This window comes from Streptomyces sp. NPDC000410, assembly GCF_040300305.1.
In the GTDB taxonomy this organism is placed as follows: Bacteria; Actinomycetota; Actinomycetes; order Streptomycetales; family Streptomycetaceae; genus Streptomyces.
The window spans coordinates 48,750-64,570 of the sequence record NZ_JBEPDM010000041.1 but is presented as its reverse complement, the minus strand read 5'-3'; the positions used below and the strand labels follow the sequence as shown (position 1 = coordinate 64,570).

Here is a 15,821-nt window from a genome sequence, read left to right as displayed (position 1 = left end):
CCGATCCTCAACCCGGGCGAGTCCGCGATTCTCGCGGTCGGTGCGATCAAGCTCCAGCCGTGGGTCCACAAGGGCAAGGTGAAGCCGCGTCAGGTGACGACTCTCGCGCTCTCCTTCGATCACCGTCTGGTCGACGGTGAACTCGGCTCCAAGGTCCTGGCGGACACCGCCGCGATCCTCGAGAACCCGAAGCGGCTCATCACCTGGGGCTGATGTCCCGTTCCACGTGAAACACCGGCACGGCCCGGTGAGGCGGCCCCGGACGCGAAGTGCGTCCGGGGCCGCCCCCGTTGGCCCGGGACCGCGCCCAGTGGGCGCCCATCGCGAAGCCGAGCGCGAAGCGGCTGCCGCAGCCGGCCGCCGCCATCAGGTCGCGGACGCGCCGCTGCACGGTGCGGGTGCTGAGGACGAGCTCGCGGGATATCCGCTCGTCGCTCCAGCCCTTGGCCAGTAACTCCACGATGCGATGGATCTCTTCGGGCCTCATCGGCTCGGTCCTCCCCCTGTCGTTCCCGGGCCAACATAACACCGTAATGCCTCGTTCATAACGGTGTAATCGGCCACCGTTCCACGCCTGCCAGGGCCCCGGGGTTGAGCGCCGGAGGCGAGGTGGCGGGAAGGCGACAGCCTGCCCGGATTTCCTTCCCTCGGGCCCGGGGCGGGCGCTTGGCTGCTGTGGCAGGAGGCAGCCCGACCAGCTGTCACTGGACATCAACGAGGGAGAGAAGAGCCTTGAAGCGTCAGATAGCCACAGCAGCAGCCACGGCCATCGTGGGACTCGCGGGCGTCGGGATCGCGACCGCCCCCGCCCAGGCCGCCGAGCAGTCCACGACGACCCGGGTCGGGGTGAACGGGGGCATATCCTGCATCGAGCTGAGTGCCGGATCGAACCTCCTGGCGAGGGGGTGCTTCGACCCGAACGGTGACAAGTTCGGCGCGGCCGACCATGAGGCGGACGGTCTGCGCACCGTGGTCAAGTGGGAGACGAACTACGGCCGGTCCGGTGAGTGCCACGCGGCCGGCGGTGCCGGGACGACGAAGACCTGCAACTACGACATGCGCGAGGACAAGAAGGTCCGGTTCAAGCTCATCCTGCGCGACGGGGCGAACGGGCCGGACAAGGTCTCGACGTCGTGGAGCCCCTGGGAGTCGATCGGCGCCTGAACCCGGCTCCGTTGACCTGAGCCCCGCTCGGCGAAAACAGATCGGCCCCGCCGGACAGTCACTGTCCGGCGGGGCCGATCCGTTTCCGCTGCCCGCTACCCGCTCAGCTGACGACCGTCGCCGTCGGCCTGCTCGTGGCAGCACCGCTCAGGTGCCCGGTGCGGTGGGCGGTGACCTTGACCGTGATCTTCTTGCCGCGCTGGGCGGTCTTGAGGACCAGCGTGGACTTGGTCGCGCCCACGATCGCCCGGCCGTTCTCGTACCACTGGTAGCCGTACGAGGCCGGCGTCGGCGTCCATGTGCCACGGCCGGCGGTGAGCGTGCGGCCCACCTTGGCCGTGCCCGTGATCACCGGCAGCACGGTCGCCTTCGGGGCGACGCCCTTGGCGATCACGACCGGGGCGGTGGTGGCGGCTCCGTTCGCGTGACCCGTCCGAAGGGCGGTCACGGTGACGGAGAGCTGCTTGCCGAGCAGCGTCGCCGGGACGACGTAGCTGGAGGCGGTGGCCCCCGAGATCGCCACGCCGTTCGCCTTCCACTGGTACGTGTACGACGTCGGCGACGGCGCCCAGCCCCCCAGCGAGACGCCGACCCTCGCGCCCACCTGCACGGTGCCGCTCAGCTTCGGGGCGGTCGTGGCCTTCGGGGCGACGCCCTTGGCGACCACGACGGCGGCCGAGGTGGCGGATCCGTCGGCGTACCCGGCCCGGCGGGCCGTGACGGTGACGGACACGGACTTGCCCAGCACTGCCGCCGGGACGGTGTACGTGGCGGCGGTGGCCCCGGGGATCGCGACGCCGTTCGCCTTCCACTGGTACGCGTACGACTCCGGCGTCTGCGACCAGGAGCCCGGCGCGGCGGTGAGCGTGGCGCCGACCTGCGGGGTGCCGGTGAACGACGGGGCGGCGGTGTTCTTCAGCGCGGCGGGGGCGGTGACGGTGAAGCTGCCCGCGCCCCACTGCTGCGCGTTGTGGGTGACGACGCTGATGTACCAGCCGCCCGGCGCGATGCCGGTCAGGTCCACGACGGCCGTCAGCGTCTTGCGGTCGGCCGAGACCGAGGTGGCCGGGAACTCCAGGTCCTTGTCACCGGAGCTGAGGCGGATCTTGTCGTCCGCGCGCAGGGCGGTGCCCGTCGCCGTGACCGTGACCTTGGTGCCGCTGACGCCGGTGGTCGGGGCCACCGAGGAGACGGAGATCCGCTCGGGGCCGCAGAGGGAGGCCGCGCAGGCGATGTCCGCGCGGTAGGCGGTCTGCGAGGTCGTCTCGGGCAGGCCGAGGACCAGGATGCTCGGGGTGGCGCCCGTGGTGTAGGGCTCGTCCACCGCGCACTGCCATTCCTTGGTGGGGGACCACCAGGAGCAGCCGTTGCCCAGGCTCGCGTCGTACAGCTCGGGCACGGCGGTCTCGGCGGCGGCCGTGGTGTCGGCGACCTTGACCTTCAGGCGGTCGCGGTACGCCGTGGGCAGGACCGCGCAGTCGGCGGTGTGCTGCTCGGTCAGGGTGCCGGTGAGCGGGCCGTATCCGTAGCTGATGTTCGGGACCTTGGCGCACTCGGGCGCCGGTCCCGCCGCCGTGGCGATGCGCAGGGCGTCGAACCGGTAGGAAGGCGCGGCCTCCCAGACGGCCGGGACGGTGACGAGCGCCTGGTAGCGGGCGGAGCCGGTGACCGCGCAGGACTTGTTGCTCCCGGAGCCGCAGACGACCTTGCCGTCCGCGTCGAAGACCGTCATCCGCGCGGAGCCCAGGGCGTCCCGGACGTTCAGGTGCAGCGTGTCCTTGGCGTCCGCGGTCGTCACCTGGCGGCAGACCGCCGTGCCCGGCGCGCCGGTCGGACCGCTCGTGGACGGGCCGCCGACGGCGGTCGCCGGGTTCGCGACGCAGCCCTTGGCGGCCTGGGTGACGTCGCGCCGGGTCAGGGTGTAGCCGTTGGCGATGTCGTGCCCGGTGACGAGCACGGTGTGCGCGACGCCCGGGGTGAGGTTGCAGACCGCCCAGGTGTTCTTGGCGGCGTCGGTGCCGCACGCCCGGGTGCCGTTGACGTCCACCACCGAGTAGGCGGCGGTGGACGAGCCCTCGGTCACCTGGAGCTGGAGGGTCTCCACCGCTGTGTGGTCGTCGGCCGGGATGCTCAGGCAGTGCGAGAACGTGCCGTTGCCGGTGTCGATCCGGGCCGAGGCGCTCCCGGCGGTGAAGTCGCCCGCCGGGACGGCCTGGCAGGAGTTCGCCACGTCCGTACGGTGCAGGGCGAGCGCGTACGGGCCGGTGGGCTCGTTCTCGTTGTCGGTGGAGACCAGGGCGCGGAACGGGGCGGTACCGGTGAGTTGGCAGGTGCCCGCGCTCAGGTCCGGTTCGTGGCACACGTAGGTGCCGGTGGCGTCGGCCACGATGACGTCGACGTCCGGCCCGGCGGCGGTCAGCGGCTTGAGGGCGGCCATGCGGGCGCCCTCGGGCAGCGGCAGAGTCAGACAGTCGATCTCGCCGCCCGCGGTCAGGGCACCCTGGTGGACGCCCAGTGCTGCGGGCTCGCAGCCCGCGGCGGACGCCCGGTCGATGATCAGGGTCGAAAGGCCCGTGACCACGGTGTAGTCACCGGCGCCGGGCAGCTCGCAGGCGTTCCAGGACTCGCAGGCGGTCTTTCCGGCCCTGTCGTACACGCGCAGCGGGGTGCGATCGCCCGAGTGGACCGCGTACACGTGGTAGCGGCCGGCGGCCGGGGCCGAGAAGGTTTTGCAGTTGGCGGCCGGCTCCACGGTGGTCGGAGCGGCGTTGTACCCGTTCACGGGCACGCGCGCGCAGCCCTCCGGCTCGGACAGCCGGCGGACCGCCAGGGTGTACGCGCCGGGGAAGCCGTCCTCGACCTCCTTGACCCGGGTGAGCACCCGGTACGGGCCGGTGCCGGGGAGTACGCAGCCCTCGCCGCCGTCCTCGCCCCGCCACGGGCAGATCCGGGTGCCGGTCCCGTCGGTGATCCAGGACTCGATGATGCCGTACTTGGTGGTGCGGGCGTCTACGGTGATCCGCTCGCCCGGCTTCCCGCTGAACGGCTGGCACTGGATCGCCAGCGCGCCGGTCGCGGAGCCCGTGACGGGAGCGGCGTCCCACGAGGTGCCGGTCTCCGGGCCGCAGTTGGCGGTGGTGGCGAGGGGGGTGACGGTGACGGTGGCCTCGTCCGGGTCGACCGTGTTGTTGAGGAGCCTCAGCGTGAAGTCCCCGGCGCGGGGCAGCGGGCACCAGCCCTCGCCCCACGTGTCGTCGTAGCAGTCGAGCTCGGTCTCGCCGTCGAAGACCGAGACGTAGGTGTTGTGGTGCTGGACCTTCAGGAGGACACGGTGCATGCCCGGCTGCTCGGCCGTGAAGGTGAAGCAGGCGGTTCCGTTGCCGGCCAGCGGTACCTTGCCCACCGCGGAGCCCGGGTCGCCGAAGGGGGCGAGGGGCAGCACGGCGCAGTCCTCGGCCGCCGTGGCCGCGGTCGGGGTGGTGGTCGTGGTGGCGTACGCCGGTCCGGTGGCGCCCGGCAGCAGCAGCGACAGCAGAACCGACGCTGTCAGCAGCAGTGCGGTGTACGACGCGGCTCTGGCGCGCGTACACGGGTGTGGAGACATGCCGTTCCTCTGATGATCAGGCAGGTGGGATGAGAAAGAACCGGGGTGCGGCCATGGCCGCACCCCGGGAGACGGTCGCTGTGGCGACGCGCCGTCAGTCCTGCTGCGCGCCCTGCGGCAGCGTCCGCAGCCTCATGGTCGTGGCGGTGCTGGAACCGAAGCCGTAGTCCAGCAGCTTGCCCGCGTCGTTGTAGCGGTCGGTGCCGTTGAGGATGACGCCGATGTAGTACTTGCCGCCCCGCGCCGCGGCGAAGACGAGGCAGGGCCCGGCGGCCGTGCCCGTGCCGGTCTTGACGCCGGTGGTGCCGCTGTAGGAGCCGAGCAGCTTGTTGGTGTTGTACCAGGTGTACGTGCGGGTGCCGCCCGTGCTCGTCGTCGCCGTGGTCTTGTACGACGGGGCCTTGACGACGGCGCGGAAGTTGACGTTGCCCATCGCGTACCGGGCGATCTTCGCCAGGTCCTCGGGGGTCGTGTAGTTGTAGCCCGCCGACGAGATGCCGTCGAACGAGTCGAACTTCGTGTTCTTCAGACCGAGCGAGGTGGCCTTCGCGTTCATCTGCGCGATGAAGTTCTTGGTGCGCGCGGCGCTGGTCGTGCCCTTGCCGAAGGCGTCGGCGAGGGCGTAGGAGGCGTCGCAGCCGGACGGCAGCATCACGCCGTACAGGAGCTGGCGGACGGTGAGCGTGTCACCGGTGCGCAGGTCGGCGGTGCTCGCGCCGTTCTTGACGACGTAGTCGCGGTACGCCTGCTGGACCTTGATCTTCTTGTTCAGGTCCACGCCCGGCGTGGTGACCACGACGGCGGCCGTCATGATCTTGGTCGTGCTGGCCATCTGGCGCCGCACGTCCTTGCCCTTGAAATAGGCGGGCTTCCCCGTCACCTGGTCCATCAGATAGGCGCCCTTGCCGCTGATGGTGGGGACCGGAACGGCGGCCTGGGCGGGCGTGGCCAGAGGGGAGGCCGTCAGCAGCAGACCGCTCGCGAGGGCGACCGTGGCGAATCTGCGCACGCCCTTGTGACTGGTTATCAAAGGAGATGCTCCGAGGTGACGTTGTCGAAGGCAGCCGAGGTGATCGGCGGCTGTCGACGTACGAGACTCGCGAGGGGGGCGTATGGATGTACGCCCAGCGCACAAATCTCTGTCCCCCTTGTCCTGCATGCGTCCTGCATCGTGGACAGGGATACCTGATGCACCCCTGTTGTATCTAAGCTGTGCGCATGCCAGCCGCCCCCGCCGCCGACCGCGTCTACACCCACATCAAGCAGGCCGTGCTCGACCGCCGTTACGAGGGGGGCACCCTGCTCACCGAGGGCGAGCTCGCCGAGGCCGTCGGGGTGTCCCGGACACCCGTCCGCGAGGCGCTGCTCAAGCTGGAGATGGAAGGGCTGCTCAAGCTCTACCCGAAGAAGGGCGCCCTCGTGCTCGCCGTCTCCGCCCAGGAGATCGCCGATGTCGTGGAGACCCGGCTGCTGGTCGAGGAGTTCGCCGTACGCAAGGCCGTACCGGCGTCCCCCGGGCTGATCGCCCGCCTGGAAGAGCTGCTGGCGGAGCAGAAGCAGCGCGCCGAGGCCGGCGACCTCGCGGCCGTCGCCGTCACCGACCGCTGCTTCCACGCGGAGATCGTCCGCAACGCGGGCAACGAGATCCTCTCCCGCCTCTACGACCAGCTGCGCGACCGGCAGCTGCGGATGGGCGTCGCCGTGATGCACTCCCAGCCCCACCGGATCGCCAAGAACATCACGGAGCACGCCGAGATGCTGGAGGCCATCAGGGCCGGTGACACCGAGCGCGCCGCGCACTGCGTGCGCCAGCACCTGAGCTGGGTCAAGGTGCTGGTGCGGGGTGAGGAGCGATGAGCACCGCCGCCGCGTCCCTCCCCGGTGATCCACCCGGCGGCCGCCGGGCGTACACGATCTGGGGCATCGGCGCCGCCGTCTACTTCGTCGCCGTGATCTTCCGTACGTCGCTGGGCGTCGCCGGACTCGACGCCGCCGACCGCTTCGACGTCAACGCCTCCGCGCTGTCCACCTTGTCCATACTCCAGCTGCTGGTCTACGCCGGTATGCAGATACCCGTCGGCCTGCTCGTCGACCGGCTCGGCACCAAGAAGGTCCTCACGATCGGCGTCGTGCTGTTCACGGCGGGACAGCTCGGCTTCGCGCTCTCCCCCTCCTACGGCATGGCACTCGCCTCCCGCGTCCTGCTCGGCTGCGGCGACGCGATGACGTTCATCAGCGTCCTGCGGCTCGGCTCGCGCTGGTTCCCCGCCCGCCAGGGGCCGCTCATCGCCCAGATCGCCGGGCTCTGCGGAATGGCCGGCAACCTCGTCTCCACGATCGTCATCTCCCGCATGCTGCACGGCATGGGCTGGACCGCCACCTTCGCCGGGAGCGCGGCGGCCGGAGCGGTCGTCTTCGTACTCCTCGCGCTGTTCCTCAAGGACCATCCCGAGGGGTACGAGCCGGCTCCGCCCGCACATTCCGGGCCCGCCTTCGTCCGCAAGCTGATCGCCGAGTCCTGGCGCGAGCCCGGCACCCGGCTCGGTATGTGGGTGCACTTCACCACCCAGTTCCCCGCCATGGTGTTCCTGCTGCTGTGGGGGCTGCCGTTCCTCGTCGAGGCCCAGGGGCTGTCGCGGGGGACGGCGGGCGAACTGCTCACCCTGGTGGTGGTCTCCAACATGGTGGTGGGCCTCGTCTACGGGCAGATCATCGCCCGGCACCATGCCGCGCGGATGCCACTGGCGCTGGGCACCATTGCGGCGACGGCAGCGGTATGGGGAGCCACCATCGCCTACCCGGGCGCCGCCGCTCCCATGTGGCTGCTGATCACCCTGTGCACGGTCCTCGGCGCCTGCGGACCCGCCTCGATGATCGGCTTCGACTACGCCCGGCCCGCGAATCCGCCCGAACGGCAGGGCACGGCGTCCGGGATCGTGAACATGGGCGGGTTCACGGCCTCGATGACGACGCTGCTCGCCGTGGGGGTGCTGCTGGACGCGACCGGTGACAACTACCGGATCGCGTTCTCGTGCGTGTACGTCCTGGAGGCGCTGGGGGTCGTCCAGATCCTGCGGCTGCGGGCACGCACGGCGCGCCGGGAACGCGAGCGGCTCGTGGCGAGCCGGGTGGAGGCCGTGCACGTACCGGCGTGACCACCGGCATGACGGCCCGGTGCGACGGCCCGCGGTGGTGCCGGGGCGGGCCCGGTGTGGGGCCGGTGTGGGGCCGGGACCCTGAGAGCGGGGCGGCCCCGCCCGCGCTACGGCGTCACCGCGAACGCGTCCAGGATCGCCGCCGCCAGCTCCGCGTCGCCCTCGATCTTGACCCGGTCGGCGACGGCCGCCGGCCGGACCCGCCCCGCGGCGAGGCGGACGTACGTCTCCCAGTCCAGCGCGAGCGTCGCCGCCGGGCCCAGCGAAGGCGCGCCGTCGATCGTGCCGTGCCCCTCCGCGTCCACGCGCACGGTACGCAGGAACTCCACGGGACCGCTGACATCGAAGACCACCGCCGAGTTCGGCGGGGCGCCGGCGTCCTTGGCGACCACCTTCGGCAGGACGGTGAGGAAGTTGTCCCGCGCGACGAACGCGCCGGGGGAGTCGAGGTTGCCCGGCTTGTTCAGCGCAGCCCGCAGGTCCTGCTCGTGCAGCCAGACGTCGAAGGCGCGCATCCGGTAGGCCAGTTCCAGCGTCTGCTCGGCACCGAGCGGGGCGCGGACCATGGTGTCGGGCGCGCGGTTCTCGTTCCGGATCTGCCGGTTGCGCCGGATGATCGTGTACTCCAGCTCGGAGGTCATCTCGGGCGCCGTGTGGTGCCGGCGCACATCGACCTGCATCTCCATGTAGCGCGCGAACTCACTGCGCACGTGGTAGAGATCGCGCGGCAGGGTGTGGATCGGCCGGGGATCGCCGAGCATCTCGCACTCCATGCCGATGACATGCGACACGATGTCGCGCACCGACCACGCGGGGCACGGCGTCGCGCGGTTCCATTCCCCTTCGACGAGCGGCTGCACCAGCTCGGATATGGCTTCGATGGAGTGGGTCCAGGCGTCGGCGTAGGTCTGGAGACTGGGATGGACGGTCACGGAACCCCTCGGCGGTTGTGCGCGGGCTGGGTGCTGTGGGGGTTAAGTTACGCTGCCCCCGGGCACCCCGGCAGTGCTTTCGTGTGACGATCGTAGGCCCGTGTTGACGGCTCGAATGCCAGGACGGTGGTAGTGTGCGCGCCTCACTCATCCAGATCGCAGTAGACCCGGGCGAATCGGTCGAATCCCGAAGGCAGCGAGCCGCTTCCCTCGTACGGGAACAGCGCGGCGCGGACCTTGTCGTCCTGCCCGAACTCTGGACGGTCGGAGCCTTCGCGTACGAGTCCTTCGAGACGGAAGCGGAACCGCTGGAGGGCCCGACGCACGAGGCGATGGCCAAGGCCGCCGCCGACACGGGTGTCTGGCTGCACGCGGGCTCCCTCGTCGAACGGGCCCCCGACGGGTCCCTCTACAACACCTCGCTCGTCTTCTCGCCCGCCGGAGAGCTCGTCCGCGTCTACCGCAAGATCCACCGCTTCGGCTTCGACAGGGGCGAGGCGGTGATGATGGCGGCGGGCACCGAGCTCGTCACCGTCCCGCTCCCCGAAGCCACCCTCGGCCTCGCCACCTGCTACGACCTCCGCTTCCCCGAGCTCTTCCGGGGCCTCGTCGACGCCGGCGCGGACGTCCTCGTCATCCCGGCCGGCTGGCCCGAGCGCCGCCGCGCCCACTGGACGCTCCTGGCCCAGGCCCGCGCCGTGGAGAACCAGTCGTACGTCCTCGCCGTCGGCAGCTCCGGCACGAACGGGGGCGTCGAACAGGCCGGGCACAGCATCGTCGTCGACCCCTGGGGCGAGATCCTCGCGGAGGCGGGCGCGGCGGAGGAGGTCCTGACCGTCGACCTCGACATGCCGAAGGTCGCCGAGACCCGTGAGCAGTTCCCGGCCCTGAAGGACCGCGTGCTGGGGCTGGGGGCGCCAGGCGCGTAAGGGGTATGCCGCGCGCGTAGGGGTTCCCGCCGCCCGCGTCAGGTGTGGCGCGCGTGGGGTGCGGGCCGCGCGCCGCAGGGTGCGGACGCGTACACAGGGGTACGCCCGCGCATACCGCGTACCGCCTCCCGCGTGGGATGCGGCGCCCTACACGACGATCGCGTTCAGCGACGCGGCCGCGCCGAGCGAGGTGGAGACACCCGCGCCGCCGTCCCCGTACTCCTCCCATGCCCCCGCGAGCCGCCGCACCGCCTCCGACAGCACCGCCGCGTCCGCCAGGAAGTGCAGCCGCAGGAACGGGCCACTGGCCCCGAGCGGATCCACCGTCGCGCCGGGCAGCACCGCCACCCCGTGCCGCAGCGCGAGTTGGGCGAACGAGACGCCGTCGCCGTACGGGAGCCGTACCCACAGGGTCTGGCCGCCCGTCGCCGGTACACACGTCCAGGACGGCAGCCACCGCGCCAGCTCGGCGCGCAGCTGGTCGTGCCCCGCGCTCAGCTCCGCGACCCGCCTCGCGCGGATCGTCTCGAAGCCGGCCAGCAGCCGCACCGCCGCCAGCTGCGAGGGCACGTCGCTGCCGAGGTCGTGAATCGCCTTCAGCCGCGCGAGGCGCGCGATCAGCGGCGCCGGACCCCGGACCCAGCCGATGCGCAGCCCCGCCCACACCACCTTGCTGAGCGACCCCACCCCGATCACGTCCCCGTACGCCGCGAGCGGCCGAGGCGCCTGCCCCGAGAACGCCAGATCGGCGAGGACCTCGTCATCGACGAGCGGAAGCCCCAGCTCCCCGGCCGTCTCGACGAGCCGCCGCCCCGCCAGCGACGGCAGTACGGCCCCGGTCGGGTTCTGGTACGCGGCGATGACGTACGACAGGACCGGCCGGTGGCGGCTCATCACCCGCAGCGCCGCGTCGACCCCGTCCCGCCCCGCCGTCACCGGGTGCAGCACCGCCGACGCCTCCCGGAACAGGTCCAGCGCACCGGGGTACGTCGGCGCCTCCACCAGCACGCCGTCGCCGGGCGCCACCAGCAGCCGGGTCAGCAGCGACAGAGCCTGCTGCGCACCCGTGGTCACGAGGATCTGCTCCGCCGCCGTCGGGACGCCCCGCTCGGCGTAACGCGCCGCGAGAGCCGAGCGCAGCGGGGCCAGCCCCGCCGGGTGGTAGCCCAGGTCCCCGACCGGCAGCGTCATCGTCGCGTACGCCCGCGCGACCTCCGGGGGCGCGCTGGTCGGCGCGGCGCAGCTCAGCAGGATCACGTCGTCCGGCGCCTCCAGCAGGTGCAGGAACAGCGGATTGGAGGTCTCCTTGACGCGCGGCTCGGGGGCCAGGGCCGCGGGAGCCACCCTGGTGCCGCTGCCCTGCCGCCGTACCACCCGGCCCTCCGCGCGCAGCGCGTCGTACGCGGCGACGACCGTGGTCCGGCCGACCGCGAGCGCGGCAGCCAGCCGTCGGTCGGGCGGCAGCAGGCTTCCGGGTGGCAGCACCCCTTCGTCGATCAGCCGTCTGATGCGCGTGGCGAGCAGCAGGTAGAGCGGGCCGCGCCCGGCGGACCAACGGCCGAGCCGGGCCACCAGATCGTCGTCCATGGCCCTCACGCGATCCATCGCCTCGCGCCGTCCATGACCCTCACCCCGCCCATGGCACCGCACCCACCCTCGTCAATTGGCCGCATGGGCGGACCAATCTCTCGTGATTGGCCCTGTAGCGGCAACCGGGTTCTCACCAGACTGAACGTCATGAGCCTCCACCCCGAGACCCTTTCCGCCCACCCGCCCGTGCCCGAGCCGACCGGGAGCAGGCCGCTCGGCGTCCCGATCTACCAGGGGCACGTCTTCGGCTTCGACAACGCCGACGTGATGGCCGACGCCTTTCACGCATCCGACGGCCCCTTCCTCTACAGCCGCGTCGGCAACCCGACCGTGCGGGCCCTCGAAGAGGCCGTCACCCGTCTCGAGGGCGGCGCGGCGGGTGCGGCCTTCGCCTCCGGGATGGGCGCCATCAACGCCGTACTCCTCGGGCTGTTGCGCTCCGGCGACCACGTCATCGCCCAGCGCTGTCTCTACGGCGGTACGTATGCCGTCCTGACCGATCTCGCCGAGCGCTGGGGCGTCGAGGTCACCCATGTCTCCGGCGACGACCCCGCCGAGGTGCGCGCGGCACTGCGGCCCACCACGCGCCTGCTCTACCTGGAGACGATCGCCAACCCGACCACCGCGGTCGCCGATCTGCCCGCGCTCATCGCCGAGGTCGCGGACCGCCCCGACGTGCTCAGCGTCGTCGACAACACGTTCGCCTCGCCGCTGCTGTGCCGCCCCTTGGAGCACGGCGCCGACGTCGTCGTCCACTCGGCCACCAAGTTCATCGCGGGCCACGCCGACGTCCTCGGCGGCGTCGCCGTCTTCGGGTCCGCCGAGGTGCACCGGCGGGTGTGGGAGCACTCCGTCGAACAGGGCGCCAGCGCCGACCCGTTCGCCGCCTGGCTGACCCTGCGCGGCATGCAGACCCTGCCCCTGCGCATGGAACGCCAGTGCGCCAACGCGCTCGCCCTGGCCGAGCGCCTCGCCACCCACCCCGCCGTCGCCGCCGTCCGCTACCCCGGCCTCCCCGGCCACCCGGACCACGCGACCGCCCGGCGCCTGCTGGCCGGGGGCGCGGGCGGCGGTGTCGTCTCCTTCGACCTGGCGGGCGGCCGCGAGGCGGGCCGCGTGTTCATCGAAGCGGTCCGCCTGGCCTCGCTCAGCGCGTCCCTCGGCGACGTCAAGACGCTGGTCATGCACCCGGCGAGCACCTCGCACCGCCAGCTGTCGGACGACGCCCTCGCCGCCGCGGGCATCGGCCAGGGCACGGTCCGGCTCGCCGTCGGCATCGAGCACATCGAGGACCTCTGGTCCGACATCGAACGGGCCCTGTCCAAGGCGGTCTGACCGACGGCCCAGGCCCTGTCCATGGCCGAGGCCGTCCGACCGACGGCTCTCGGTCCTCCCGCGCCCGCTCAGCCCTCCCGTTCCCGCTCGGCCATCCGGATCACGCACGCGGCCACGGCGATCAGCAGCGCCGCGTCCGCGTCCTCCCGCACGACATCCACCGTGTAGGTGTCTCTGACCGTGAGCCACCTGCGCGAGATGTCGGCCAGCAGCTCCCCGTCGTACTCGACCGCGAACTCCCGGTCCAGGATCTTCCCGCTGACATCCAGCTCGGTCGCTCCGTCGGCGAGCCCCACCCGGAAGTGGTTGCGCAGCAGCGACAGCCGCTTGCGCCGCACGACGGCGAGCGGCCGCCCGTCGCGCTCGACGGTCATCGCGTCACGCAGGCCGAACATCATCTGCCGCAACGTGATCAGCACCCGCCCGGCGGGGTCTTTGAGCTCCAGGGTGTCCCGCAGCCGAAGCGCCTTGCCGTCGACGAGGAAGGCGCGCCGGCCGCGCTCGTCCTCGATCCAGAAGTCGTCGCCGATGGCGAGGATCTTGTCGCGTACGAGGTATTTCATGCGCCGATGGGTTCCCCGTACCCGGGCGATTCCATGCGCGTCCGTTGTCCACAGACCGCCATCGCCTCCCACTGCGCTGTCAGAGGCACCTGCCAGGCTCTGCCCCATGGACACGGAGACGTTCTGGCACGTGATCGACGAGGCCCGCCACCAGGTCGCGGACGCGACGGACGGCGAGGCGGTGGCCGCGCACGCCGCAGCCCTGCTGGCGCGGCACCCGCGCGGGGAGATCGTCGCGGCCCAGCAGATCTTCTGGGACCTGATGGCCGCCTCGTACCGGAGCCCGCTCTGGGCCGCCGCCTACATGATCAACGGCGGCTGCTCCGACGACGGCTTCGATTACTTCCGCGGCTGGCTCATAGTCCAGGGCCGCGACGTCTTCGAGCGCGCCGTCTCCGACCCGGACACTCTCGCGGACCACCCGGCCCTGCGCGCCGCCGAAGCCGCGGGCATGGACCTCGAATGCGAAGCCGCCCTGGGCATCGCCTGGGACGCCCACTTGGCGGCGACCGGTGAGGAGCTGCCCGCCGACGCGTTCACCATTCGGTATCCGGACCTCGACCCGGACTGGGACGAAGCCTTCCAGGACGACGAGGAGGCAGCGCGGCGGCTGCCGGGCCTGGCGGCGATCTACCTGGACTGAGGGCGGAGAGAGGGAGTGGCTCGTTCCGCCCGGGGAGCCGACCCGCGTCGTGCGGCCGTGATCAGGCGTTCATACCCGGATGGCAAGCTTGAAGCATGAACGATGCCGCCCAGGCGCCCACCCCCGCGCCCGCGCCCCGCCGCCGTGCCCGTGTCCGTGCCCCCGAGCTGATCGGCAAGGGTGGCTGGCTCAACACCGGCGGCAAAGAGCTCAGCCTCGCCGACCTGCGAGGCAAGTGCGTTGTTGTTGATTTCTGGACATTTTGCTGTGTGAATTGCCTGCACGTCCTGGACGAGTTGCGCGAGCTGGAGGAGAAGCACCGGGACACCCTCGTGATCATCGGCGTGCACTCGCCGAAGTTCGTCCACGAGGCCGAGCACCAGGCCGTCGTCGACGCCGTCGAGCGGTACGAGGTGCATCACCCCGTCCTCGACGACCCCGAGCTCGAGACCTGGAAGCAGTACGCCGTACGGGCCTGGCCCACGCTCGTCGTCATCGACCCCGAGGGGTACGTCGTCGCCCAGCACGCCGGTGAGGGGCACGCGCACGCCATCGAGCGGCTGGTGGAGGAGCTGGAGGCGGAGCACGAGGCGAAGGGGACGCTGCGGCGCGGGGACGGGCCGTACGTGGCACCGGAGCCCGTCGCGACCGATCTGCGCTTCCCCGGCAAGGCCGTGCTGTTGCCGTCCGGGAACTTCCTGGTGTCCGACTCGACCCGGCACCAGCTGGTCGAGCTGGAGGCGGACGGCGAGAGCGTCGTCCGGCGGATCGGGGACGGGGAGTTCCGGGAGCCGCAGGGGCTCGCGCTGCTGCCGGACGGGAAGGTCGTCGTCGCGGACACCGTGAACCACGCGCTGCGGACGTACGACCCGGCAAGCGGCGCGATCGAGATCGTCGCCGGGACCGGGCGGCAGTGGTGGCAGGGCTCGCCCACGTCCGGGCCCGCCCGTGAGGTGGATCTGTCCTCGCCGTGGGACGTGGCCTGGTGGCAGGGCAAGGTGTGGATCGCCATGGCCGGTGTGCACCAGCTGTGGACGTACGACCCCGAGGCCGGGACCGTCCAGGTGGCCGCCGGTACGACGAACGAGGGCCTGGTCGACGGGCCGGCCGCAGAAGCGTGGTTCGCACAGCCGTCCGGGCTCGCCGCCGCGGGGGACCGGCTGTGGATCGCCGACTCGGAGACCTCCGCGCTGCGCTGGATCGACACCGACGGCGTCGTGCACACCGCCGTCGGGACGGGGCTCTTCGACTTCGGACACCGGGACGGGGACGCCGGACAGGCGCTGCTCCAGCACCCGCTGGGGGTGACCGTTCTGCCGGACGGCTCGGTCGCCGTCTCGGACACGTACAACCACGCGCTGCGCCGCTACGACCCGGCGACCGGCGAGGTCACCACCCTGGCCACCGATCTGCGCGAGCCGTCCGCCGCCGTCCTGGCCGGCGAGGACATCGTCGTCGTCGAGTCGGCCCGGCACCGGCTGACCAGGCTGCGGCTGCCCGAGGAGGCCGTACGCGTCGAGGCGGTCGCCCACCGCACGCAGCGCGCCGCGACCGACGTCGCCCCGGGGACGCTGCGGCTGGACGTGGTCTTCCAGGCGCCGGCCGGGCAGAAGCTCGACACCCGTTATGGGCCCTCGACCCGGCTGCTCGTCTCCTCGACGCCGCCGGAGCTGCTGACGGGCGGTGAGGGCGCGGGGACGGATCTGTTCCGGGAGCTGGAGCTGAATCCGGCGGTGACGGAGGGCGTGCTGCACGTCTCGGCGATGGCGGCGTCGTGCGACGACGACCCCGACAACGAATATCCGGCGTGCCATGTGCACCAGCAGGACTGGGGAGTTCCGGTGCGGGTGACGGCCGAGGGAGTGGCGCGGCTGCCGCTGGTGCTGGCGGGCATGGACGCGTAGGA

At 71.9% G+C, this 15,821-nt stretch carries 14 protein-coding genes; 8 read left to right on the top strand and 6 right to left on the bottom strand.

What is annotated here, in order from left to right; genetic code table 11:
* Positions 1-213 (top strand): 2-oxo acid dehydrogenase subunit E2 (locus ABT342_RS29650; RefSeq protein WP_351580597.1); only part of this gene is annotated, 213 nt, incomplete at its 5' end.
* Here ABT342_RS29650 and ABT342_RS29645 read toward each other — a convergent pair.
* On the bottom strand, positions 200-487 hold the full coding sequence (locus ABT342_RS29645; RefSeq protein ID WP_351580594.1) for a hypothetical protein: 288 nt from the start codon (positions 485-487) through the stop codon (positions 200-202). The two genes, ABT342_RS29650 and ABT342_RS29645, sit on opposite strands and share 14 nt — an antisense overlap.
* 245 nt (positions 488-732) lie before the next feature.
* Here ABT342_RS29645 and ABT342_RS29640 point away from each other — a divergent pair, with 245 nt between their 5' ends.
* Positions 733-1,164: a hypothetical protein gene (locus ABT342_RS29640; protein ID WP_351580591.1), complete on the top strand. Its 432-nt coding sequence runs from the start codon at positions 733-735 to the stop codon at positions 1,162-1,164.
* Between the two features lie 103 nt (positions 1,165-1,267).
* Here ABT342_RS29640 and ABT342_RS29635 read toward each other — a convergent pair whose 3' ends face one another.
* A complete protein-coding gene (locus ABT342_RS29635) occupies positions 1,268-4,768 on the bottom strand; it encodes a hypothetical protein (RefSeq protein WP_351580588.1) in 3,501 nt (1,166 codons plus the stop codon).
* Positions 4,769-4,862: 94 nt separating this feature from the next.
* Positions 4,863-5,777, bottom strand: coding sequence for a D-alanyl-D-alanine carboxypeptidase family protein (locus ABT342_RS29630; RefSeq protein ID WP_351580585.1), 915 nt, complete (start codon positions 5,775-5,777; stop codon positions 4,863-4,865).
* 209 nt (positions 5,778-5,986) lie between these two features.
* Between ABT342_RS29630 and ABT342_RS29625 the strand changes: the two genes are divergently transcribed.
* Together ABT342_RS29625 and ABT342_RS29620 are read left to right on the top strand one after the other, a co-directional pair.
* Positions 5,987-6,625, top strand: coding sequence for a GntR family transcriptional regulator (locus tag ABT342_RS29625; RefSeq protein WP_351580582.1), 639 nt, complete (start codon positions 5,987-5,989; stop codon positions 6,623-6,625).
* A complete protein-coding gene (locus ABT342_RS29620) occupies positions 6,622-7,923 on the top strand; it encodes an MFS transporter (RefSeq protein ID WP_351580579.1) in 1,302 nt (433 codons plus the stop codon). Before ABT342_RS29625 ends, ABT342_RS29620 begins: the two co-directional genes overlap by 4 nt.
* 107 nt (positions 7,924-8,030) lie before the next feature.
* Here the strand turns inward: ABT342_RS29620 and ABT342_RS29615 are convergent, their stop codons facing one another.
* Complete coding sequence (locus ABT342_RS29615) at positions 8,031-8,855, bottom strand: maleylpyruvate isomerase family mycothiol-dependent enzyme (protein ID WP_351580576.1); 825 nt, start codon at positions 8,853-8,855, stop codon at positions 8,031-8,033.
* A 134-nt stretch (positions 8,856-8,989) separates the two neighbouring features.
* Between ABT342_RS29615 and ABT342_RS29610 the strand changes: the two genes are divergently transcribed.
* On the top strand, positions 8,990-9,784 hold the full coding sequence (locus ABT342_RS29610) for a carbon-nitrogen family hydrolase (protein ID WP_351580573.1): 795 nt from the start codon (positions 8,990-8,992) through the stop codon (positions 9,782-9,784).
* Positions 9,785-9,931: 147 nt separating this feature from the next.
* On the opposite strand, the gene ABT342_RS29605 is transcribed toward ABT342_RS29610, so the two are convergent.
* A complete protein-coding gene (locus ABT342_RS29605) occupies positions 9,932-11,389 on the bottom strand; it encodes an aminotransferase-like domain-containing protein (protein ID WP_351580570.1) in 1,458 nt (485 codons plus the stop codon).
* 132 nt (positions 11,390-11,521) lie between these two features.
* Between ABT342_RS29605 and ABT342_RS29600 the strand changes: the two genes are divergently transcribed.
* Positions 11,522-12,709, top strand: a complete 1,188-nt coding sequence (locus ABT342_RS29600; protein WP_351580567.1) for a trans-sulfuration enzyme family protein — start codon at positions 11,522-11,524, stop codon at positions 12,707-12,709.
* A gap of 68 nt (positions 12,710-12,777) precedes the next feature.
* On the opposite strand, the gene ABT342_RS29595 is transcribed toward ABT342_RS29600, so the two are convergent.
* Complete coding sequence (locus tag ABT342_RS29595; RefSeq protein WP_351580564.1) at positions 12,778-13,272, bottom strand: LURP-one-related/scramblase family protein; 495 nt, start codon at positions 13,270-13,272, stop codon at positions 12,778-12,780.
* Between the two features lie 106 nt (positions 13,273-13,378).
* On the opposite strand from ABT342_RS29595, the gene ABT342_RS29590 reads away from it, so the two are divergent.
* Together ABT342_RS29590 and ABT342_RS29585 are read left to right on the top strand one after the other, a co-directional pair.
* The gene (locus ABT342_RS29590) at positions 13,379-13,915 is read left to right on the top strand and encodes a DUF4240 domain-containing protein (protein ID WP_351580561.1); all 537 of its coding nucleotides are present in this window, start codon (positions 13,379-13,381) and stop codon (positions 13,913-13,915) included.
* A gap of 95 nt (positions 13,916-14,010) precedes the next feature.
* Complete coding sequence (locus tag ABT342_RS29585) at positions 14,011-15,819, top strand: NHL domain-containing thioredoxin family protein (RefSeq protein WP_351580558.1); 1,809 nt, start codon at positions 14,011-14,013, stop codon at positions 15,817-15,819.
* The last annotated feature ends 2 nt before the right edge of the window (positions 15,820-15,821 follow it).

Coding starts and splice junctions, on each gene's coding strand:
- ABT342_RS29635 (WP_351580588.1), bottom strand. CDS start 4,768: ATGTCTCCACACCCGTGTACGCGCGCCAGAGCCGCGTCGTACACCGCA.
- ABT342_RS29590 (WP_351580561.1), top strand. CDS start 13,379: ATGGACACGGAGACGTTCTGGCACGTGATCGACGAGGCCCGCCACCAG.
- ABT342_RS29620 (WP_351580579.1), top strand. CDS start 6,622: ATGAGCACCGCCGCCGCGTCCCTCCCCGGTGATCCACCCGGCGGCCGC.
- ABT342_RS29625 (WP_351580582.1), top strand. CDS start 5,987: ATGCCAGCCGCCCCCGCCGCCGACCGCGTCTACACCCACATCAAGCAG.
- ABT342_RS29595 (WP_351580564.1), bottom strand. CDS start 13,272: ATGAAATACCTCGTACGCGACAAGATCCTCGCCATCGGCGACGACTTC.
- ABT342_RS29605 (WP_351580570.1), bottom strand. CDS start 11,389: ATGGATCGCGTGAGGGCCATGGACGACGATCTGGTGGCCCGGCTCGGC.
- ABT342_RS29585 (WP_351580558.1), top strand. CDS start 14,011: ATGAACGATGCCGCCCAGGCGCCCACCCCCGCGCCCGCGCCCCGCCGC.
- ABT342_RS29645 (WP_351580594.1), bottom strand. CDS start 487: ATGAGGCCCGAAGAGATCCATCGCATCGTGGAGTTACTGGCCAAGGGC.
- ABT342_RS29600 (WP_351580567.1), top strand. CDS start 11,522: ATGAGCCTCCACCCCGAGACCCTTTCCGCCCACCCGCCCGTGCCCGAG.